Consider the following 21,259-nt stretch of genomic DNA (forward strand, 5'->3'; position numbering starts at 1 on the left):
AGTCAAAACCCCGCCCCAGGACGTCCCCTCCCAGCTGGTGGCAACCGAGAAGCCCTCAACCTTCGCCCGCATCGCAGGCGGCAACGTCGGCCTCTCCATCGGCGCAGCCCTGGCTGCCTTCATCGTCGGTGGCCTGCTGATTGCAGCAACCGACCCCGCCACCCAGAAAGCGGCCTCCTACTTCTTTGCCCGCCCCATGGACACCATCAGCGCGGGCTGGACTGCCGCCTACGAGTCCTACTTGGCCCTGCTACAAGGCGCTATCTACAACCCCAACGGTAAGAGCTTTGTCCAGCAGATTCGCCCCATCACCGAAACCCTGACTGTAGCCACCCCGCTCATCTTTGCAGGCCTGGCCGTAGCCCTCTCTTTCCGAGCAGGTCTTTTCAACATCGGTGCCCAGGGCCAGATTATCCTCGGTGCTATCGTCTCCGGCTGGGTGGGCCTCAACGCCGGTCTTCCCGCCATTATCACCATCCCCCTGGTTGTCCTGGGCGGCATCATCGGCGGCGCAATCTGGGGCGGTATCATCGGTGTCCTCAAGGCCAAGACCGGTGCCCACGAAGTGATCCTGTCCATCATGATGAACTACATCGCGGCCAACCTGCTGGTCTACCTGCTCAAGACCCCCCTGCTCCAGCGCGAAGGTAGCTCCAACCCCATCTCCGAAAAGCTGCCCGAAAACGCAGTCTTCCCCCAGATTCTGGGCCCCTCCTTCCGCCTCCACCTGGGCTTCATCCTCGCCATCCTGGCCGTCCTCTTTATCAGCTGGCTCCTGAACCGATCCACCATTGGCTTCCGCCTGCGTGCAGTCGGCGCTAACCCCAACGCCGCCCGCACCGCAGGTATCTCGGTTGCCTCCGGCTACATCATCGTCATGGCCATCTCCGGCGCCCTCGCAGGCCTCGGCGGAACCGCCCAAGTCGCAGGCACCGAAAAGGTGCTCACCACCGGCATCGCAGGCACCCTAGGCTTCGACGCCATCACCGTAGCCCTGCTCGGACGCTCCACCCCCTGGGGCACCTTCTTCGCAGCCCTCCTCTTCGGCGCCTTCCGCGTAGGCGGCGTCTCCATGCAGGTCGCCACCGGCACCTCCATCGACATCGTCCTCGTGCTCCAGGCCCTCATCGTCCTCTTCATCGCCGCACCCCCGCTGGTCCGCGCCATGTTCCGTCTGCCCGACCCCACCGGCAAGCCCAAGAAAAAGAAGTCAGTTAAGAAGAAGGCCGTGGAGGCATAACCATGAGCGTCACCGCAACTCCCGAAACCACCGCCAGCACTTCAGAAGAAAAGCTGGTCGTCAAAAACTGGAAGAACCCTATCATCTACGGGGTACTCGCCATCATCGGCACCCTGCTCATCGCCCTGCGCGCCCCCAAGAGCACCATCCGCATGGGCATCAGCGACGGCGTCAGCTGGTTCTCCGCCGAACCCCTGAACATCAACCCCCAGGTCTACGGCTGGGTAGCCTCCATCGTCATGCTGGCCCTCGCAGGCTACGCCCTGGTGACAACCAACGCCGGCAAGACCCTGGGCCGCTGGGTAGCCCCCCTCTTCTGGTTCGCCTTCGCCTCCGGCCTACTCATCTGGGCTATCGGCTCTACCGCCAAGCCAGAACTCTCCCTGGTCTCCCTGCTCAACGGCGCCGTGCTGCTCTCCATCCCCATGATCTTCGGCTCCATGGGTGGCCTGCTCTGCGAGCGCTCCGGCATCGTCAACATCGCCATCGAAGGCCAGCTCCTACTGGGCGCCTTCTCAGCCGTCCTGGTAGGTTCCATCACGAAGAACGCCTGGGCAGGCCTCCTTGCAGCCATGATCGGCGGCATGCTGGTCTCAGCCCTGCTGGCCCTCTTCTCCATCAAGTACCTGGTCGACCAGGTCATCGTGGGTGTCGTGGTCAACGTCCTGGTCTCAGGCCTCACCGGCTTCCTCTTCAGCCGAGTCCTTGAACCCAACGCGTCCACCCTCAACTCAGCGCCCAAGCTGCCGGCCTTCGCCATCCCCGGCCTCTCCGAGATTCCTGTTCTGGGCCCCGTCCTCTTCAACCAGAATGTGCTGGTCTACCTCATGTACATCGTGGTAGCCGTCATCTGGTTCGCCCTCAACAAGACCCGCTGGGGCCTGCGCACCCGCGCCGTCGGCGAACACCCCAAGGCCGCCGACACCCTGGGCGTCAACGTCAACCGCCTCCGCGCCACCAACGTGCTGCTGGCCGGTGCTGTAGCCGGTATGGGCGGTGCCTTCTTCACCCTGGTCTCCGTATCCTCCTTCAACTCCGACATGACCGCAGGCCAGGGCTATATCGCCCTCGCCGCCCTCATCTTCGGCCGCTGGACCCCCATCGGAGCCCTCTCTGCTGCCCTCCTCTTCGGCTTCTCCCTCAACCTGCAGTTCGTTCTCTCCATCCTGGGCACCAGCGTGCCCACCGAACTGCTCGCCATGCTGCCCTACCTGGTCACCATCTTCGCGGTAGCTGGTCTGGTGGGGCGCTCCCGCGGTCCCGCCGCAGTGGGCAAGCCCTACATCAAGGAGTAGGCCCGGACGGACGCAGGGAGGTAAGTAGCGCCATTCGGGCATGCCGCCGCCGCGCAACCATTCTTTCTCCTCGCGCGGGGCGCTCGTCGAAATTCATCGCCAGGCCCGATCCACGCGCTGGCAGGCGGCATACCCTACCGGCGTTTGAGCTCCTTCTCTCTCTAAACCGAGTGGCCGCTACCTTCATGTAGGGTAGCGGCCACTGCCGTCTTAACGTTCTTAAATTTCGGCTGCCGGGGCGTCCGCCTCCGCCTCCCCGTACCTGTAGAAAAACAAAGGAAGATACCAATGACTGCACAAGACATTGACTGGGATCAGCTCACCGCTGCCGCCACCGCAGCCCTGGCGAACTCCTACTCGCCCTACTCCAACTTCGCGGTGGGGGCCGCGGCCCTAACCACCGACGGACGCCTGATTATCGGTGCTAACATCGAAAATGCCTCCTACGGGATTACCCTCTGCGCCGAATGTTCCCTCATCTCCGAGCTCTTCCGCACCGGCGGCGGCAAGCTCGCAGCCTTTGCCTGTGTCGATAAGGACGGCAACGCCCTGATGCCCTGCGGCCGCTGCCGCCAGCTGCTCTACGAACACAGCATCCCCGGCATGCTCCTGCGCTCCACCAGCGGAGTGCTCACCATCGAGCAGATGCTGCCCGACGCCTTCGGCCCCGACCGCCTAGCTGCCCCTAACGTCCTTATCTTTCCCGTTCACTGACCGCTTTGCTCAGGCCAAGCCCCGGCGCAAACTGGCATACTGGAAGAGACGCCCGAACAACACGACATAACAGGGCAGGGGAGCGAAGCTGCACCCTGCCGGGAAGGTGAGCGCTTGAGCACCGAAGCTTTCGACGCCGTAGACATTATCCGCATCAAACGCGACCATGGAACCCTCACCAACGACCAGATTGACTGGGTCATCGACGCCTACACCCGCAGTGTCGTAGCCGACGAGCAGATGAGCGCCCTGGCCATGGCTATCTTCCTTAACGGCATGAACCGCGAAGAGATCGCCCGCTGGACCGATGCTATGATCCGCTCCGGCGAGCGCATGGACTTCTCATCCATCATCGGCCCCGACAAAAAGCTTGCCACCGCAGACAAGCACTCCACCGGCGGCGTCGGCGACAAAGTTACCCTGCCTCTGGCCCCGCTGGTCGCCGTCTATAACGTGGCCGTACCCCAGCTCTCAGGCCGCGGCCTGGGCCACACCGGCGGTACCCTCGACAAGCTCGAAGCTATCCCCGGCTGGCAGGCCAACATTTCCAACGAAAAGACCCTCGATATTCTTGGCACCGTCGGCGCTGTTATCTCAGCCGCAGGCACCGGCCTGGCCACCGCCGACAAGAAGCTCTACGCCCTGCGCGACACCACCTCCACTGTCGAGGCAATCCCGCTCATTGCCTCGTCCATTATGAGCAAGAAAATTGCCGAAGGTACCGACTCCCTGGTGCTCGACGTCAAGGTCGGTTCCGGTGCCTTTATGAAGGACGCCGCGCGCGCCCGTGAGCTGGCAGAGGTCATGGTTGAGCTGGGCCAGGGTGCCGGCGTTAAAACCAGTGCCCTGCTCACCAACATGGATACCCCCCTGGGCCTGGCCGTTGGCAACGCCAACGAGGTGGCAGAATCCGTTGAGGTGCTCGCCGGTGGTGGGCCCGCCGATATTGTCGAACTGACCGTTGAGCTGGCCCGGGTCATGCTCAAAAACTCCGGTATCGACGCCGACCCCGCCGAGGCTCTTGCGGACGGCCGCGCCATGGACAAGTGGCGCGAAATGATTTCCGCCCAGGGCGGCGACCCCGATGCAGCCCTGCCTCAGGCCCGCGAAACCCACACCGTCTACGCTGACGCAAGCGGCACCCTAACCCGCCTGGACGCCCTGGCCGTGGGCGTGGCGTCCTGGCGCCTGGGCGCAGGCCGAGCCCGCAAGGAAGACGCCGTGCAGCTGGCAGCGGGCATCAACCTGCACGCCAAGCCCGGCGACACCGTCACCGCAGGTCAGCCCCTGATGACCCTGATGACCGACACCCCTGAACGCTTTGAACGAGCCCTGGAATCCCTCAAGGACGCTTGGACTATCGGAGGCGATTACACCCCCACCGACCTGATTCTGGATAGAATCAACGCTTAAAACCTCCCTTCGACCCTGCAAGAAAAGAGAAGAACCGTGGGCCTATTTAGCCGCAAAAAAACTCAGGCACCTGCCCCCGCACAGAACACCGCTAGCGACACCGCCCAGCGGGATGTTCTGGCAACCGGCATCGACGCCGAACAGGCTCATACACCCAAGACTGCTGAGACTACCCCTGCCCCCACTCGCCTGGGCGCAGGCGAGGGCCTCAAGGCCGTTGTCAAGCTCATGCGTGCCAAGGCAGAGGGCCAGGTGACCCTGAACCTGACCCAGAACGCCAACGACATGAAGTACACCCTCTACCAGCGCGGCCAGGAAGTTGAATCTGGCCTGGTCACCCCCGGTAGCGAGTGGTTCCAGGCCGTTGCTGACCTCTACGTTGAGGAAGAAAAGAGCGAGCGCGGCGCCTGGAACCGCGCCCTGATCGTGGTTAACCCCGCTATCGGCAGCGATGCGGCTGTGCACGCTTCTTTCATGAACACCGCCACCAGCAAGACCCACAACCTCAACTACGCCCTCGACATGGGCGCTGCCCAGGTTCAGCAGGCTGGCGAGGTCGGGCAGCCCGGTGAGGCCCAGCAGGGTAAGAACGCCGCCCCCGCCCCGGTCGCCGCAGGGCAGGGGGAAACCGCCGCCCAGGCTGAGGACCGCATGAGCCGTATCTCAGCCCGCCTGGCCCAGGAGAAGGCTGACCAGAACGAAGCGGAGAAGGCTGAAATCCCCGCTGAGGAAGCCTCAGACACCGCTGAAGAAGTGGCTGTAGAGCCTGCGCAGGAAGAGGCCCCCACAGCAGAAGCAGGCAGCGCTGAAGAAGCTGCTGCGGAAGAAGCTACCGCCGAGGAGACTCCCGAAGCAGATGCCGCTTACCAGCAGGGTGCCGTGACCGCCGCTGCCGCTGAGAACTACCCGGCGACTGCGAGCGTCCGCTCAGCAGAACCGGCAGAAGAAGCAGCCCCGACTCTGGACGCCCCCATGACCGGCACCAGCGTCGATATCGCCCCCTCCTACGCCGAGCACAGCCAGCCCAAGCCCTCTGCCACCAAGAAGGCCAGTGGCAACCTGGTGCTGACCGAAGCCGAAGTTGTCTCCCGCTTCGCTCCGGCCTACGAGGCCCTGTTCGGTGCGGACGGCACCGCCCGTGATGTGTCCACCGTGCTCATCCGCGTGCGTACCCTGGGCTCCTACTACGACGCCCTTACCCACGTGCGCCGTAACGGCTTCTGGGAGCAGGTACGCACCTTCGACCTGATCCCCGAAGAGACCCTGGCAATTCTGCAGCTCAAGGCCGACTCCTATAAGGAAGGCCACGGCTCACCCCTGGCCATCAACATCCGCTTCACCCCCGGAACCCCGGTCGAAGCCTCCTTCGACTACGCCGATGAAGAAGCCTTCGTGCGCTACCCCGAACACCTGCCCGCCCAGCAGTACGTTGAAGAGCTGCGCATGTTCCCCCGTACCGGCGAGAACATCCCGGCCCACATGAGCGAAGCCCTAGCCTCCTGGACCTTCTAGGCCCACTTACCCCGCACCTGACACACCCGCCCCGAAAGGGCTCCGGCCTTTTCGTGGCGGGCCACTACTGAAAGAACCTTCCCCGCATGACCGCAGCCGCGCCCACCCTGACCTGGCTCCAGAAACTCCCCAAAGTCTGCCTGCACGACCACCTCGACGGTGGACTGTTGCCCGAGACCCTCATCGAGCTAGCTGACCAGGTGGGCCACACCCTACCCGCGACCGACCCGCAGGAACTGGGGGAGTGGTTCAAGCAGGCAGCGGACTCCCGCTCCCTGGCCCGCTACCTAGAAACCTTTGAGCACACCGTAGCCGTCATGCAAACCGCAGATAACTTGCGCCGGGTCGCCCTCGAGCACGTACTGACCCTGGCCGCAGACGGCGTCATCTACGGTGAAGTACGCTGGGCCCCCGAACTGCACCTGCGCGGCGGGCTCACCATGGCCCAGGCCGTTGAAGCGGTCGCCGACGGGCTCATGGACGGCATGGAGCAGGTAGCTCGGGCAGGCGGACGCATCCTGGTCAACCAGATTCTGTGCGCCATGCGCCACCAAAACAACTCCCTGGAGGTCGTCAAAACCGCCCTGGCCTACCGGGCCCTGGGCGTGGTGGGCTTCGACCTGGCCGGGCCCGAGGACGGCTACCCCACAGCCCTGTGTGCCGAAGCCCTGAACCTTGCCGCCGAGCACTTCCTGCCCGTCACCCTCCACGCCGGTGAAGCCTTCGGCCTGGCCTCTATCCGTGAAGCCCTGGTCACCGGCCGGGCCCTGCGACTGGGCCACGGCGTCCGCATCACCGAAGACATCACAGCCCGTACCCTGGCAGAGATCGACCCCGACGGTTCCCTAATGCCCGGGGCAGACCCCAGCCAGACCGTCCTGCAGCTGGGCGAGGTCGCCGAAGCCGTCAAAAACCGCCGTATTGTGCTTGAAACCTGCCCCTGCTCCAACCTACAGACCGACGCTGCCGAAAAAGCCAGCAACGTGGGGCAGAAGAAGGCCTTTGAACCGGCCCTCAGCCACGAAGAGCACCCGGCAGCCCTGCTCCTGCAGGCCGGGTTCGCGGTCACCATCAACCCCGATAACCGCCTAATGAGTGCCACCAGCATGAACCGGGAATTCGCCGAACTCGCCACCCACCAGGGCTTTGGCCTGCCCGAATTCTTTGAAGTCACCTACAACGCCATCAACGGAGCCTTCTGCTCCTTCGACGAAAAACAGGCCCTGCTCACCAGCATCCAGAGCGCCTACGGGCAGCTGGCCCTCGAAGAGCCCGGCCAGGCAGGCGCTGGCCAGAAAGAGCAGCGCGGCGCATGACCCGGTCGAGACAAGAGTACCCTGCCCCAGCACCAGAACCCGGTGACCTCGGGGGCAGCTTCGAGCACCTGATGGAACTCATGCAGACCCTCCGCAGCCCAGACGGTTGCGCCTGGACGTCCGCCCAAACCCACGCGTCCATCATGCACTACCTCATCGAAGAAACCTACGAGGTCGCCGAAGCCGTTGAAGCCCCTGGCGGAGTCAACCTGCCCCTGCTGCGCGAAGAACTCGGGGATGTGCTGCTCAACGTCATCTTCCACGCCACCATGGCCGCCGAAACCCCCGCCGCGCAGGGCGGCTTCACCATGCAGGACGTCATCAACGGGCTCGCCGCCAAACTGGTGCGCCGCAACCCCCATGTCTTCGCGGCGACCGACCAGGGCAACGAAAAGCTCAGCGCCGCCGACATCTACGACGCCTGGGACCAGCTCAAACAAGCCGAAAAACCCGAACGCACCGGCCCCTTCGACGGGCTCCCACCGGCCCTGCCCGCGCTCGCCCTCGCCTCCAAGGTCGCGGAGAGAGCCGAGACCGCCGGGGCTGACCTTACGGGCGCGGACGCCGGTGGGCAGCTCCCAGACTTCGCTAACGAGCAGGAGCTGGGCGCCTACCTCTACGAGCTGGCAGCCTCTACCCGCACCGTTGGGCTCGATGCGGAGCGGGCCCTACGGACCTATGTGCAAGGGTTGATTCGGTAAAAGTAATACACCGTATGCGGCACCGCTTAGCCCTCCGACCCTCTCATTCCTCGCCTGGCGGCTCGTCATGATTCACGCCAGCCCCTCACACCAGCCCCGCGCCAGCGGGCTGCTGCGGTGCCGCATACGGTTCGGTGGCTTTTTATCCCATAAGGTAGTTGTGACCCGTTGGTCAGAATCCCACAAAACCTCAGAAGTACTGAAGAAAACCGTTGGAAATGTTGAATTCCTGTGTGCTTATGTGGGTTTTTTGGTAGACTGGGGGCATAAACGCGCGCGGGCTCCACGGCCCGATCAGCAACCGGCTGTAGCGCTATATAGCCATTTTCATTTCTCATCCTTCAAGGAGCATTTTCATGGCTTTGATTACCGCAGTTCACGCTCGTCAGATTCTTGACTCACGCGGCAACCCCACCGTTGAGGTTGAGGTTCTGCTCGAAGACGGCGCTTTTGGCCGTGCAGCAGTTCCCTCAGGCGCATCCACCGGTGAGTGGGAGGCTGTAGAGCGCCGCGACGGCGACAAGGCTGTTTACCTGGGCAAGGGCGTTCTCGGCGCTGTCTCTGCAGTGATTGAAGAAATCGCTGAAGAGGTTATCGGCATCGACGCAACCGACCAGCGCGCTGTTGACGCAGCCATGATCGCCCTGGACGGCACCAACAACAAGGGTAAGCTCGGCGCAAACGCTATCCTCGGCGTTTCCATGGCCGTTGCTAAGGCCGCAGCTGAATCCTCAGACCTGCCCCTCTACAAGTACCTGGGCGGCCCCAACGCTCACGTCCTGCCCGTTCCCATGATGAACATCCTCAACGGTGGCTCACATGCTGACTCCAACGTTGACATCCAGGAATTCATGATCGCCCCCATCGGCTTCGACACCTTCTCCGCTGCCCTGCAGGCTGGCGTTGAGGTGTACCACGCTCTCAAGAGCGTTCTGCACGACCGTGGCCTGTCCACCGGTCTGGGCGACGAGGGCGGCTTCGCTCCCAACCTCGACTCCAACGCAGCAGCTCTTGACCTGATCATCGAGGCTATCGAGAAGGCTGGCTACAAGCCCGGTGAAGAAATCGCCCTGGCTCTCGACGTCGCTTCTTCCGAGTTCTACAACGACGGCGCCTACGACTTCGAAGGCCAGAAAAAGTCCGCAGCTGAAATGTCTGCCTACTACGCTGACCTAGTTGCTAAGTACCCCCTCGTTTCCATCGAGGACCCCCTGGACGAGAACGACTGGGACGGCTACAAGACCCTCACCGCCGAAATCGGCGACAAGGTTCAGATTGTTGGCGACGACCTCTTCGTGACCAACCCCGAGCGTCTGGCTCAAGGCATCGAGGGTGGCGCTGCTAACGCCCTGCTCGTGAAGGTAAACCAGATTGGTTCACTGACCGAGACCTTCGACGCTATGAGCATGGCTCAGCGCAACGAGTACCGTTGCATGGTTTCACACCGTTCAGGTGAGACCGAGGACGTCACCATCGCTGACCTGGCTGTTGCTACCAACGCTGGCCAGATCAAGACCGGTGCTCCCGCTCGCTCCGAGCGCGTTGCTAAGTACAACCAGCTGCTGCGCATCGAGGAAGAGCTCGGCGATCAGGCTGTTTACGCAGGAAAGGGTGCTTTCCCCCGCTTCGCAAAGTAGTCTGCCCCCCCTCTCTAAGGTAAGAGAATAAGGACGCCCGTGCCCCGGCCAGGTTGCCCCTGACCGGGGCTTTGCGTACTTAAGAGGCTTATTCATAAGGGGGTTCCGCAGGCTCACGCTCGCTGTCGACCCTCTCGCCTGGTTCGCTAGCTGGCTCGTAGGCTCGCCAGATTCGCGCCGAGATTTATTTTCCTCGCGCGCTCGGAATCTCGGTGCTCATCACAAGCGATTCACGCCAGCCGCCGAGCCAGCAGCTTCGCTGTGAGCCTGCTCCACCTACCCTAATGAATAAGCTTCTAAGAAGCTGATAGCTTTGATCGTATTTGCTGTACTACCTGGTGGTATCACCTAAAGATAAGGTTCTTCGTCTTTTTGTAATTCCTGAGCAGTTTCAGGTCAGTAGAATTTGGTTAAAAACCTAAAAATGTATTGTATGTCACCAAGAGGGGGAGTAATATGGCTATACACCTCTCAGGAGGGGTAAAGAAAAAGATGCATGGAAGGTGGTTGGGCCTACAATCCATGCATCACAGTGAATTATCACTAAGGAGAATATATCATGCGAACTGTAAGATTTGCATCTTCACTAGTAGTTGCGGTACTGACATTTGTAGCTATGGCACCTGCGTCAGCTTTGTCAGCTGAAAACTATGATTCTGTAGCACCTGTCCCAGTTGCAGCGGCTGTAGGTGAAGATTTCGGTAGGGAGATAGCCCCTCTGTGGACAGCACTGGGTATGAAATCTCAGCACCCGGATGAAGGTGGTACCTGGGAGTATGGCTTTCAAAATGCAAAAGTTCGTTCTTACTACACTGTGAACAAGTGCCATGGTTCAACTGTGCGGGATGGGGCAGGTCGTGAATCACGTAGCGTTAATACTGCTTCAGGTTATAAATCGATTGCAGAAATCTGGGCAATCAATTCTCCCAACCTTAATCCTAGCTACTACTACTGGATTTGTTAGTTGACGATAGCCTAGCTAGTGGTGAGAGGCTATTTTTGGGTTAGTCTCTCACCATAGTTAAAGTATGAAAGGATGGGTGAAAGTGATACGGCGTTGTATGGCTTTTCTCAGTTTTCTAGCTGCAATTTTGATTGCCTTTTCGCTTTGGCAGGCCATGCAGGGTGTACAGTATTCTTACCCCGCTGGCAGTAATATCAGTTTTTCGCTCAACACAGCAGGTCAGCTTGAAAATAAACAGACTCTCACAAAGACTCTCAACGATTTAGCTCTTAAACACGATACCAATATTTATAAAATAACCAATGGGCAATCTGAAACCACTGAAACGCAACGCAACCTCGTAGTCTTTGGAAATCCCCAAAAAATTTCAGACCTGCATATTACAGAGGGAAAAATTCAGTGGGCTGCGCCAGAGGTTTCAGGAACCCTCGTCACCTATGACAGGCTAGGAGAAATCCCTCTTAGCGGTGATTATGTACTCAAAAATAATCCTGAACTAATTAGGGATATACAAGAAACACTTGCTCAGGCCGGAGTAGACGTTGCAATAGGTAATGAGTTGAATCCCCTTGTAAGAAGCGCAAGCTTGGTCGCTCAAAGTGGTGCTGGTGCAGCTCTCATAGCAACAACCTTAGCCACTGCTCTACTTATGACAGGCTACTTTGCCCGTAAAATGCGAGGCTGTTCTATCCGGTATCTAGGCGGACTGACATACCGTCAAATCCATCGCCAAGATATAGGAGCGACAGTGCCCCCACTGGGAATAGGCGCTCTACTCGGGGTAGTTTTCTCAGCTACGGGGCTTTACTCGATGACAAACGTTGCAACCCTGCATGCATTATTACCGTTTATAGCAGGAGCAGTGCTCTTCTATCTTGTAATTCTTTTTTTCCTTACCGGAGGAATCTCATGGGTTTGCAAACCGACACTTCAAGCAGTGAGGGAACGCCGGGAAAATTATCGAAAAGTAACACTTTTGTTAGTACTTTTAGCGACTTTTGCCCTTGCGCTGACTACATTCACAACTGCGAATACTTTGGCGCTTAGTAAAGCTGCTTACAGAAGTCTGACACAAGCTAAAGAGCTCGAGCTCCTTGATGATGCCTATGCTCTTAATGTCAACTCAAGTTATTTCGACAACCCAGAAAATTCCGACCAATTGGAGCTAACGCTCAATACCCTCGAGGCGCAGGGTAACCTTTACCTATCCCTGGCTTTCAGCACTGCCTTTGAAGGAATGGAAACTACGAGCGGGGACGCATTTGATGACATCTTTCTAGTTAATACTGAGTACTTGGAAGCAACCGGAACTACTCCAGGGTTAGAAATAAGAGAGCTGGATCAAGATACCCTTCAGGGGAGCTTCATCGACTTCTGGAAACCCCAGCTAGAGATCCTGTTGAAGGACCTCTCAACCTTCAACCAGGCTTTCTCCTTCTATACTCCTACCGAAGAACACATGGTTCTGGGGCTGGGAACAAACTTTCACTATGGGGGAAAGACCATCGAAAGTTCTGATGCTTTAGTAGTGCTAGTTCATAATCCTGTTCAATATTTGCAAGTGAACGGGGCTCTTATGCCTCTGATGACCACAGGGAATGTCTTCTTCGCTAATCCAGAAGAGACTCTGCGAATATTTGAAGCGGCTCCCTTTTATGCTCAAGGTGTTTACTCAGCGGACAGCATCAATGACAACTCTCTTACCAAAGCCCAAGGGTTTTGGCAGGAACTAGTTTTTTACCTGCTATCGGGAATTTTGCTTGTAGTTTCACTGATGGCCTTGGTTTACACCAGAGCACTTACTTGGGCTCGGTCTCAACGCGAAAGTATCTTTATTCTTCGTTGCGCCGGTAAACGTTACCGAAAAATCGTAAATAACCCTCTACGTATTCAGGTAGGGTACGGTGCTGGAGCTTTGCTGCTTGGAGCAGTCCTTGCTATAAGCATCGGTTCCTATTCAACTGCTATAGATGGAATACAGTCCTTCATCCTTATGCTAGGGCTCTATCTACTGCTCCTGGTATCTTCCTATATTTTTGTTACCCGTCGTGAATTCAAATCTGCTGTACTGCGAGAGGAACAATCATGACCCGCCTTGAGGCACAAAATATCACTGTAGTTATAAGAGAGAGAAAAATTATCCAGGAAGTTTCGCTTTCTGCTATGCCGGGACAGATTACGGCGCTTACAGGAATCAGCGGCAGCGGTAAAAGCACCCTACTAGCTACCCTCGGTCTTCTCGTAACACCAATATCGGGAAAAGTTACTATTGATGGCCATAACACAAGCCCGTGGCCAGAGAAGAAACGGGCCCAGTTTTGGGCTCAGAAGGCAGCCTTCATATACCAGGATTACGGAACATTGACTGATGAAACAGTCGGAGCAAATGTAACCCTCTCAGACCGGGATTTTAAACGTAACCGCCAGACTGTCGAAGAGGCCCTAACCCAGGTAGGACTGAAGGGGCGTAGCCTAGAACCAGCAACTGTACTTTCTGGAGGCGAAAAACAGCGACTAGGCATTGCCCGAGCCTTGTATAAAAGGGCTGATGTTCTCTACGCCGATGAGCCCACAGCTTCACTAGATCACCACAATAGCCAACTAATATATGACTTACTCAGAAAAAGAGCAGACGCCGGCGCTACGGTACTTGTAGCAACTCACGATGACTGGCTCATCTCACGTTGCGATGCAGTCTACCAACTACCGTAAGCAAAGAAACAAGGTAGGCGATATACCTTGTCTGCTCCCTCTCTAAAGTAAGAGAGTAAGGACGCCCGTGCCCCGGCCAGGTTGCCCCTGGCCGGGGCACTGCCCTTTAAGGGCGAAGGCAGGAACCGTTCAGCGGATGCCCAGTTCAGACGGTAAAATAGGAAAATCACGGACGAGAGGGCAGGAAGAGCACTTATGGCACGCACACCGGGTAAGAAACCCAACCCCATCGCAGCCTTTTTTGGCTTCGGCCTGGGGAAGCCGGCGTCCGCCCCCTCTCGAGAAAAGCAGGCCAAACCCCGCCGCGCCCGGGCAGCTAAACCCCTGCGCGCCGAGACCACCGCAGAAACCCCCTCGCAGGAGCTGGGTACCCCGGTAGCCGCCCACTCCTTTAGCGGGCACTTCATCACCTTCGCCATCGTGCTGGTGATTATCGCCCTGTCGGTCTACACCCCGCTGACCTCCTTCATCCGCCAGCAAAACGAAATCAACGACGCCAAGGCCAGCATCGCCGCCCTACAAGCCGAGCAGGACTCGCTGAACGCCCAGGTCAGCTGGTGGCAGGACGACAACTATGTCAAGCAACAGGCTCGCAGCCGTCTCTTCTACGTACAACCGGGGGAGACCCCCTACCTGGTGGTAGGCGTGGACTCCACCAGCGAACTGGCGGACGACACCAGTGCGGCCGCTAAAACCGCCCCCGAAGACTCCTGGACCACCAAACTCTGGGGATCCCTGCAGCTGGCCGCCGAAGATACCTCTGTCAGCAGCCCGAGCCCCGACGCCTCAAGCAGCCCGAGCCCCGACGCCTCAAGCAGCCCTAGCGCCAGCCCCTCAGCTAGCTCTAGCGCTACCGCCACCAACCGCTAGCGCCGGTAGACTAGAGAAACCAGCACCATCTTCTAAGGACACCATGACCACACCCGCGAGCACCGACCACCAGCCCCATGGCTTCGGCGTCACCGCCGAAACCCTCACCCCCACCGAGCTTGACCTGAAAGTGCTCTCAGCCCAGCTGGGGCGCACTGTGCGCGATGTCGTAGAAATCCCGGCCCGCTGCGTCTGCGGCAACCCCCTGGTAGCCGCCACCGCCCCGCGCCTGGCCAACGGCTCACCCTTCCCCACCACCTTCTACCTGGCCCACCCCGTCATCACCGCCGCAGCCTCCCGCCTCGAAGCGGAGGGCGCCATGTACGAGATGACCGATGAGGTCACCGACGACGAGAGCAAGGCTGCCGCCTACCGGGGCGCCCACGAGAACTACCTGGCAGAGCGCGAACGCATTCGCGTCAAGGCCGGTCTAGAAGAAGTGCCCGAAATTGAGGGCGTTTCAGCCGGTGGCATGCCCACCCGCGTCAAGTGCCTGCATGCCGTGCTCGGCCACACCCTAGCCGTTGGCCGCGGCATCAACCCCTACGGCGACGCAACCCTCGACCTCATTGCTGAGTGGTGGACCCCCGAAACTTGCCACTGCGACCCCGACTGGCGCGACTAGCCGCCCACCGGCGTCCGCCCCACCCTACCTAACCTGCCCTACGAGTCACCGGGAGTAACCATGCGCGTTGGTGCTATCGACTGCGGAACTAACTCAATTCGCCTGCTCATCGCCGAGGCCGAAGCCACCGAACACGGCTTTGTGCTCACCGACCTTGAGCGTCGCATGAAGATCGTGCGCCTGGGCAAGGGCGTGGACGCCACCGGCTGGCTAGCCAAAGAATCCCTTGAACGCACCTTCGCAGCGGCCCGTGAATACGCTGAACTTCTGCGCGAGTACGGGGTAGAGCAGGTGCGTTTTGCTGCCACCAGCGCCACCCGCGACGCGGGCAACCGCCAGATTTTCATCGATGGCATCCGCGAGATTCTGGGGGTAGAACCCGAGGTCATTACCGGTCGGGAAGAGGCAGAACTGTCCTTTGCAGGTGCCGTCTCGTCGGTGGGTAATACCGACGAGATGACCCTGGTGATTGACCTGGGCGGCGGCTCCACCGAGTTCGTGCTGGGGAACAAGGACGGCCTGGCCGCAGCCCGCTCGGTTGATATCGGCTGCGTGCGTATGACCGAACGCCATATTAGCTCCGACCCCGCTAACGTCACCCAGGTTTCCCGCGTCATTGCAGATACCGACCGGGCTATCGCAACCGCAAGTGCCTCCGTGGACCTTTCTGCCGCTCGCCGCGTCGTGGGCGTAGCTGGAACCGTCACCACTGTGGCAGCCCACGTGATGGGCCTTGACGCCTACGACCCCGAAAAAATCGACCGCGCCGAGATCGCCATCAAGGACATCTCCCGGGCCGCTGCCGACATGGTCGCTATGACCAGCGCCGAACGCGCCACCCTGCCCTTCATGCACGAGGGCCGGGTGGATGTCATCCCCGCAGGCTCGGTTGTCTGGGCTCGCATCGTCGAGCGCATCAGCGCCCTCACCGGGGGAGCGGTCACTAGCGCTATCGCCTCAGAAAAAGACATCCTCGACGGTCTGGCCCTGTCGGTTGCCGAACGCGCCAGCCGCTAGGAGCTGCCCATGGCCTTTCGGCGACTCCCCACCGGCACCGCCCTGCTCGCAAGCGGCCTGGCTCTAGCTACTGCCCTGGTGCTCGGTGCCCTCCCTGCCCGAGCCACCACGGCGGGCCCCTCGGCTAGTGCCAGCGCCAGCCCTAGCTCCCTGGCCTCGGTACCCACCATCGCTGCCCCCAGGGGCGACTCTATCCGTGCCCGCGAGTATTGGCTCACCCAGTACGGCTTTACCGACCTGTGGAGTGAAACCACCGGCAAGGGCGTTACCGTCGCCGTCATCGACACCGGCGTAGACGGCACCCACCAGGACCTCACCGGTAACGTGGTGAGCGGCTACGACGCCTCGACCGGAACCACCAAGAATAAGGGCTGGAAGGGCCTGGGTGTTGAACCCGAACACGGCACCTTAGTTGCCTCTGTCATCGCAGGCCACGGCCACGATGACGGCACAACCCCCGCAAACTTCGGCGAACCCGGGGAGTCCGCCGGCATGATCGGCGTAGCACCCGATGCCACCATTTTGCCTATTTCCCTAGAGCTCGGTACCACCAGCGCCACCACCCGCTCGGTCGACGAGCAGATTCCGGACGCCGTGCGCTACGCCGTCGATAATGGGGCCGATATCATCAACCTGTCTGTGGGCTCCGATAAAACCAGCTGGCCCGAATCCTGGGACTCTGCCTTTGCCTACGCCGAAGAAAAGGGCGTCATTATCATCGCCTCTGCCGGCAACCGCGGTGCTGGTCTCACCCAGGTGGGCGCCCCCGCCACCATGCCCGGGGTGCTCACCGTTGGCGGCGTCGATAAGAACAAGCAGGACTCCTGGTCCTCATCCTCGCAGGGTATCTCTATCGCTGTCTCAGCCTCCAGCGAGTCCATGATTGGCGCTATCCCCAACAACAAGTACGCCACCTGGTCAGGCACCTCAGCAGCCGCCCCCATCGTTGCCGGCCTTGCCGCCCTCATCATGGAAAAATACCCCGACCTGACCGGCAACCAGGTGATTCAGCGCATCATCGCATCCAGCGATGACGCCGGAGCGGACGGGCGCGATGCCCTCTACGGCTACGGCATCATCAATCCCAAAGCCGCCCTGGCCAGCTCCACCCCGGACGACACCGACACCAACCCGCTCGGCTCCATGAGCGACTGGATCAGCGTCCACCGCAAAAACACCGCCTCAGCCACACCCAGTTCCAGCGAAACCCCCGTGCACCAGGCCGGCGAAACCATCACAGAAGCAGCCGCCCCCACGCCCGTCCGCACCGTTGAAGACTCCGGTATCCTGCCCTTCATCGTGCTCACCGCCTTCGCCCTCTGGGTCGGCATCATCACCTTCGGCTCCATCCACCAGCTCACCAACATCATCAAACGTAGCCGTCGCCGCTAGCCCGCACCCACCTCATCTAGCCCTCATCAAATCTTCACCCTGCTCTGAAGGGCTAGACACCGGCAGGGCGAGAAACGCTCACAGCAAATACACCGCCCAAAACTATGATTAAACCCCGCAAAAGTGGCAATATAAGCATGGAGACTTTTTGCCGGAACACCGGCACTACACCAACAGGAAGTTAACTCGCATGGCATTCAACAAGATTGCACAGGACCGCCCCCGCGTCCTCATCGTCGGCGGCGGCTACGTCGGCTTCACCGTCGCAAAGAAGATCCAGAAGGTCATCAAGGAGTCCGGCGGCGTCGTCACCGTTGTCGACCCCAACCCCTACATGACCTACCAGCCCTTCCTCCCCGAAGTAGCTGCAGGCTCCATGGAAGGCCGCAACGCCACCGTACCCCTGCGCCAGCACCTGCGCGACTCAGAAATCATCGGCGGCCGCGTCGTGGCAATCAACCACGCTACCAAGACCGCAACCATCGAACCCATCAACGCCGGTGAAACCTTCGAACTGACCTACGACGAAATCGTCCTGGGCGCAGGCGCCGTCACCCGTGCCTTCCCCATCCCCGGCCTGGCCGAGGTTGCCATCGGTATGAAGACCGTTGAAGAAGCAGTCTCCGTCCGCAACTGGGTACTCGAGCGCATCGAAATCGCCTCCCTCACCACCGACGAGGACGAGCGCCGCCGTGCCCTCACCTTCGTCATCGTCGGCGGCGGTTTCGCAGGCGTCGAAACCATCTCCGAACTTGAAGACATGGCCCGTGAAGCCATCAACCGCAACGACCGCCTGCGCATCTCAGACCTGCGCTTCGTCATGGTCGAAGCGGCCCCCCGCATCATGCCTGAGGTCCCCGCAGACCGCGCCGAAAAGGTTGTCGCTGAACTGCGCGCCCGCGGCATCGAGGTCCTGCTCAACACCTCACTCTCCGACGCCACCGACGGCCACCTGCAGCTCATCAACATGGGCGACAAGTCACCCGCCGGTGAACTAGACACCGACACCCTGATCTGGACCGCCGGCGTTGCAGCGTCCCCCATGCTCAAGGACACCGACTTCCCCATCGACGAGCGCGGCCGCGTTCGCGTACAGGCCGACCTGCGTGTTGCAGGCGATGAGGGCATCATCGAGGACGCCTGGGCAGCAGGCGACAACGCAGCTGTACCCGACCTCTCCGGTGGCGGCGTCGGCGGCTTCTGCGTCCCCAACGCCCAGCACGCCTCCCGCCAGGCCCTCAAGCTGGCAGAAAACCTGCTGGCCAAGCGCCGCGGCGAAGCACTGACCGACTACTACCATGAGACCATCGGCGTCGTTGCCGGCCTGGGCCTGTGGAAGGGCGTAGCTAACTTCAAGGGCAAGACCATCGGCGGCCCCATCGCATGGCTCATGCACCGCGGCTACCACGGCACCGCTATCCCCACCACCGAACGCACCGCACGCGTCATGGCCACCTGGGCACTCAACCAAATCTTCGGCCGCGACACCTCATCGATCCGTCACCAGCGTTCACCCCGCCGCGCCTTCCAGCAGGCTACTGGCACCGCACCCGAAAAGACCAAGGCAAAGCTCTAGGAACTTTTCTGGTATAAAGGTATAAGCGAAAGCGCTCGCCGGGTAAGATTCGGCGGGCGCCCGCTTAAGGCCCTATAGCCCAATTGGCAGAGGCAGAAGACTTAAAATCTTTGTGTTCCGGGTTCGAGTCCCGGTGGGGCTACAAAAATGGAGAGTACGTCAAGCGCAAAGCGCAGGCGTACTCTCTTTTTTAGCCAGTTATACCACCCCATACTTTTTCTCTTGACCCCGAGATAATCTATAGGGTCAAGAGAGAACGAGTAGGGTGAAGTTCTAGGTTCGGGAAAAGGACGCTGCGGCAGTAGTAGCTGCGGCTTCTAGGGTTTTCGATAGAGTAGAAGCTATGAAGAAACCTCATCTCTACGCTGTTGACCTCGATGGAACCCTGCTCACCGACCACAAAACCTACAAGCACGAGCAGCTGGACCGCGTCCTGACCCTGCTAGCTGAACAGGGCTCCTACCTGGCGGTAGCAACCGGCAACCAGATGCCAAAAATCGAGGAATACCTGGCCGGGCATGAACACCACAAGAATCTGTACTACATCGCAGAGAACGGTGCCATTATTCATAACCAGGGCACCGACTTGGCCCTGTGGGGTTTTAGCCCTGACCTGGTAAACCAGGCTCTGACGGCTCTCGAGAACTTCCCCGCGCTGGGTATTATTCTTTCCTGCCGTCACCACTCTTTTATTCCCAGCGACCGGCTAGCGACCATCGCCGGACGAGTACACGAGCAGGTCACCAAGGTAGGTATTGATCTGCCTGGCTGGGACCCGAAAACCCCCATCACCGCGATTCGTCCTTTCTACCCCAATGTAGAGACCATCGAAGACCCCACCACCATCACCGAAACTATCGTCAAGATTGCCCTCAACGCCGACCCCGATGAGGGAATCTACGAGACCATCGAAAAGCTACACGATGCTCTACCTGAGGGAATTGCAGCGACCTCCAGCGGTTTCGGGGCTATCGACCTGATTCTGGAGGGCAACCACAAGGGCCACGGCCTGGCCTGGCTGGCTAAGCGCCTGGGGCTGAGCGCCGAACAGACCACGGCCTTTGGCGATTCGGGCAACGACCTTGAAATGTTCCACTACGCCGGGCGCGCTATCGCCATGGAGCACTCCGACCCGGCCCTCGCCCCGGTCACAGACTTAACCATTGGCTCGAACAACGACGGGGCCGTCCTCGACTTCCTCGAAGCTGAACTCACCGCCTAATCCGCAGCCGCTCACGCCCTGAGAAAAACGGGAAGAAAAGCCGGGCAAGATTCGGTAGGGTAGAGTACAAGACTTTTACCACGACTACTTATTACCACTAGGAGACAACAGCCGTGGCAGGTAACCCCCTGATCAACAACATGACTAAGCCCGCTGGCGACCCCCGCTTCGGGCAGTTCGGCGCTGGCGGCACAACCACCGCCAACCCCTACGGGCAGCAGGCCCAGAACCCCTACGGAACCTACCAGCAGGGTAGCTACACCCAGCAGGCCCCCTACGGGTACGAGAACCAGCAGGTATCAGCTGGCCAGCTCAACGACATGTACAACGCCGGTACCGCCGGCCCCATTGATACCAACCGCATCACCATCAACGACATCATCATGAAGACCGGCCTCAACCTGGGTCTGGTTGTGGTGGGTGCTGTACTCGCCTGGTATATGCCCATCCTTATGTTTGTTGGTTTCATCGGCGGTCTGGTGCTGGGCTTCGTCAACGCCCTGAAGAAGAAGGTCTCACCTGCCCTGGTCATGACCTACTCGGTCATGGAAGGCCTGCTGGTCGGCGGTATCTCCCGCATGTTTGAGGCGTCCTACCCCGGTATCGTGCTTCAGGCGGTTATGGCAACCGTCATTGTGTTCGCCACTATTTTGGCGCTTTACAGCTCCGGAAAGGTGCGGGCAACCCCTAAAATGACCCGCTTCTTTATGATTGCGACGATCTCCTACGCTGTTTTCTGCCTGATCAACCTCGTAGCTTCCCTCTTCTTCGACTTCAACGCTCGCGGTGTTGAGGTCATGGGTATCCCTCTGGGCCTGATTATCGGTCTCTTCGCCGTCCTTCTGGCTACCTACTCCCTGCTGCTTGATTTCACCCACGCCTCTGAAGCTATCAAGATGGGCATGCCCGAGCGTGAATCATGGCGCATCGCCTTCGGCCTGATCGTGTCACTGGTCTGGCTCTACATCGAGATTCTGCGTGTTCTCTACTACGTTCGCGCTATGGCCGACGACTAAACCTAGACTCTTCCTAGAGCGCTAGAGATAGAAACCT

18 protein-coding genes and 1 tRNA gene are annotated in these 21,259 nt (G+C 59.8%); all 19 read left to right on the top strand.

Translation table 11 applies throughout. From position 1 onward, the window contains the following. The coding region (locus E4U03_RS08580; RefSeq protein WP_416220626.1) for an ABC transporter permease at window positions 1-1,240 on the top strand (1,240 nt) is incomplete at its 5' end. Window positions 1,241-1,242: 2 nt separating this feature from the next. Continuing rightward, entirely contained in the window at window positions 1,243-2,535 is a 1,293-nt protein-coding gene (locus E4U03_RS08585) for an ABC transporter permease (RefSeq protein ID WP_135013134.1), read from the top strand. 288 nt (window positions 2,536-2,823) lie between these two features. Beyond that, a complete protein-coding gene (locus E4U03_RS08590; protein ID WP_135013135.1) occupies window positions 2,824-3,249 on the top strand; it encodes a cytidine deaminase in 426 nt (141 codons plus the stop codon). A 114-nt stretch (window positions 3,250-3,363) separates the two neighbouring features. Further along, window positions 3,364-4,662 carry a thymidine phosphorylase gene (locus E4U03_RS08595; RefSeq protein ID WP_135013136.1) on the top strand — a complete coding sequence of 433 codons (1,299 nt, stop codon included), beginning with the start codon at window positions 3,364-3,366 and terminating at the stop codon, window positions 4,660-4,662. A gap of 36 nt (window positions 4,663-4,698) precedes the next feature. Beyond that, a complete protein-coding gene (locus E4U03_RS08600) occupies window positions 4,699-6,174 on the top strand; it encodes a hypothetical protein (RefSeq protein WP_135013137.1) in 1,476 nt (491 codons plus the stop codon). A gap of 86 nt (window positions 6,175-6,260) precedes the next feature. Beyond that, a complete protein-coding gene (locus E4U03_RS08605) occupies window positions 6,261-7,490 on the top strand; it encodes an adenosine deaminase (protein ID WP_135013138.1) in 1,230 nt (409 codons plus the stop codon). Beyond that, complete coding sequence (locus tag E4U03_RS08610; RefSeq protein ID WP_135013139.1) at window positions 7,487-8,191, top strand: MazG nucleotide pyrophosphohydrolase domain-containing protein; 705 nt, start codon at window positions 7,487-7,489, stop codon at window positions 8,189-8,191. Before E4U03_RS08605 ends, E4U03_RS08610 begins: the two co-directional genes overlap by 4 nt. Window positions 8,192-8,547: 356 nt before the next feature. Further along, window positions 8,548-9,828 carry a phosphopyruvate hydratase gene (gene eno / locus E4U03_RS08615; RefSeq protein WP_135013140.1) on the top strand — a complete coding sequence of 427 codons (1,281 nt, stop codon included), beginning with the start codon at window positions 8,548-8,550 and terminating at the stop codon, window positions 9,826-9,828. Between the two features lie 559 nt (window positions 9,829-10,387). Next, complete coding sequence (locus tag E4U03_RS08620) at window positions 10,388-10,792, top strand: lactococcin 972 family bacteriocin (RefSeq protein ID WP_209304152.1); 405 nt, start codon at window positions 10,388-10,390, stop codon at window positions 10,790-10,792. A 97-nt stretch (window positions 10,793-10,889) separates the two neighbouring features. Beyond that, on the top strand, window positions 10,890-12,881 hold the full coding sequence (locus tag E4U03_RS08625) for a hypothetical protein (RefSeq protein WP_135013141.1): 1,992 nt from the start codon (window positions 10,890-10,892) through the stop codon (window positions 12,879-12,881). Beyond that, window positions 12,878-13,504: an ABC transporter ATP-binding protein gene (locus E4U03_RS08630; RefSeq protein WP_135013142.1), complete on the top strand. Its 627-nt coding sequence runs from the start codon at window positions 12,878-12,880 to the stop codon at window positions 13,502-13,504. Before E4U03_RS08625 ends, E4U03_RS08630 begins: the two co-directional genes overlap by 4 nt. Before the next feature lie 195 nt (window positions 13,505-13,699). Then, window positions 13,700-14,374 carry an FtsB family cell division protein gene (locus E4U03_RS08635; RefSeq protein WP_135013143.1) on the top strand — a complete coding sequence of 225 codons (675 nt, stop codon included), beginning with the start codon at window positions 13,700-13,702 and terminating at the stop codon, window positions 14,372-14,374. Between the two features lie 43 nt (window positions 14,375-14,417). Continuing rightward, the gene (locus E4U03_RS08640) at window positions 14,418-14,999 is read left to right on the top strand and encodes a DUF501 domain-containing protein (RefSeq protein WP_135013144.1); all 582 of its coding nucleotides are present in this window, start codon (window positions 14,418-14,420) and stop codon (window positions 14,997-14,999) included. Window positions 15,000-15,059: 60 nt separating this feature from the next. After that, the gene (locus E4U03_RS08645; RefSeq protein ID WP_135013145.1) at window positions 15,060-16,016 is read left to right on the top strand and encodes a Ppx/GppA phosphatase family protein; all 957 of its coding nucleotides are present in this window, start codon (window positions 15,060-15,062) and stop codon (window positions 16,014-16,016) included. A gap of 9 nt (window positions 16,017-16,025) precedes the next feature. Beyond that, a complete protein-coding gene (locus E4U03_RS08650; RefSeq protein WP_135013146.1) occupies window positions 16,026-17,408 on the top strand; it encodes a S8 family peptidase in 1,383 nt (460 codons plus the stop codon). A 190-nt stretch (window positions 17,409-17,598) separates the two neighbouring features. Next, the gene (locus E4U03_RS08655; RefSeq protein ID WP_135013147.1) at window positions 17,599-18,984 is read left to right on the top strand and encodes an NAD(P)/FAD-dependent oxidoreductase; all 1,386 of its coding nucleotides are present in this window, start codon (window positions 17,599-17,601) and stop codon (window positions 18,982-18,984) included. 68 nt (window positions 18,985-19,052) lie between these two features. Next, window positions 19,053-19,126, top strand: a tRNA-Leu gene (locus E4U03_RS08660). A 201-nt stretch (window positions 19,127-19,327) separates the two neighbouring features. Then, on the top strand, window positions 19,328-20,206 hold the full coding sequence (locus tag E4U03_RS08665; RefSeq protein WP_135013148.1) for an HAD hydrolase family protein: 879 nt from the start codon (window positions 19,328-19,330) through the stop codon (window positions 20,204-20,206). A 113-nt stretch (window positions 20,207-20,319) separates the two neighbouring features. Beyond that, window positions 20,320-21,222 carry a Bax inhibitor-1/YccA family protein gene (locus E4U03_RS08670; RefSeq protein ID WP_245207706.1) on the top strand — a complete coding sequence of 301 codons (903 nt, stop codon included), beginning with the start codon at window positions 20,320-20,322 and terminating at the stop codon, window positions 21,220-21,222. Window positions 21,223-21,259: the final 37 nt, after the last annotated feature.

Origin of the sequence: Rothia nasimurium, from assembly GCF_004569295.1 — a bacterium.
In the GTDB taxonomy this organism is placed as follows: Bacteria; Actinomycetota; Actinomycetes; order Actinomycetales; family Micrococcaceae; genus Rothia; species Rothia nasimurium_B.

Excerpts from the sequence above, each read along its gene's own strand:
- E4U03_RS08585 (WP_135013134.1), top strand. The coding sequence starts at position 1,243 with ATGAGCGTCACCGCAACTCCCGAAACCACCGCCAGCACTTCAGAAGAA.
- E4U03_RS08590 (WP_135013135.1), top strand. The coding sequence starts at position 2,824 with ATGACTGCACAAGACATTGACTGGGATCAGCTCACCGCTGCCGCCACC.
- E4U03_RS08625 (WP_135013141.1), top strand. The coding sequence starts at position 10,890 with ATGGCTTTTCTCAGTTTTCTAGCTGCAATTTTGATTGCCTTTTCGCTT.
- E4U03_RS08665 (WP_135013148.1), top strand. The coding sequence starts at position 19,328 with ATGAAGAAACCTCATCTCTACGCTGTTGACCTCGATGGAACCCTGCTC.
- E4U03_RS08610 (WP_135013139.1), top strand. The coding sequence starts at position 7,487 with ATGACCCGGTCGAGACAAGAGTACCCTGCCCCAGCACCAGAACCCGGT.
- E4U03_RS08645 (WP_135013145.1), top strand. The coding sequence starts at position 15,060 with ATGCGCGTTGGTGCTATCGACTGCGGAACTAACTCAATTCGCCTGCTC.
- E4U03_RS08630 (WP_135013142.1), top strand. The coding sequence starts at position 12,878 with ATGACCCGCCTTGAGGCACAAAATATCACTGTAGTTATAAGAGAGAGA.
- E4U03_RS08635 (WP_135013143.1), top strand. The coding sequence starts at position 13,700 with ATGGCACGCACACCGGGTAAGAAACCCAACCCCATCGCAGCCTTTTTT.
- E4U03_RS08605 (WP_135013138.1), top strand. The coding sequence starts at position 6,261 with ATGACCGCAGCCGCGCCCACCCTGACCTGGCTCCAGAAACTCCCCAAA.
- E4U03_RS08620 (WP_209304152.1), top strand. The coding sequence starts at position 10,388 with ATGCGAACTGTAAGATTTGCATCTTCACTAGTAGTTGCGGTACTGACA.
- E4U03_RS08655 (WP_135013147.1), top strand. The coding sequence starts at position 17,599 with ATGGCATTCAACAAGATTGCACAGGACCGCCCCCGCGTCCTCATCGTC.
- E4U03_RS08640 (WP_135013144.1), top strand. The coding sequence starts at position 14,418 with ATGACCACACCCGCGAGCACCGACCACCAGCCCCATGGCTTCGGCGTC.
- E4U03_RS08650 (WP_135013146.1), top strand. The coding sequence starts at position 16,026 with ATGGCCTTTCGGCGACTCCCCACCGGCACCGCCCTGCTCGCAAGCGGC.
- eno (WP_135013140.1), top strand. The coding sequence starts at position 8,548 with ATGGCTTTGATTACCGCAGTTCACGCTCGTCAGATTCTTGACTCACGC.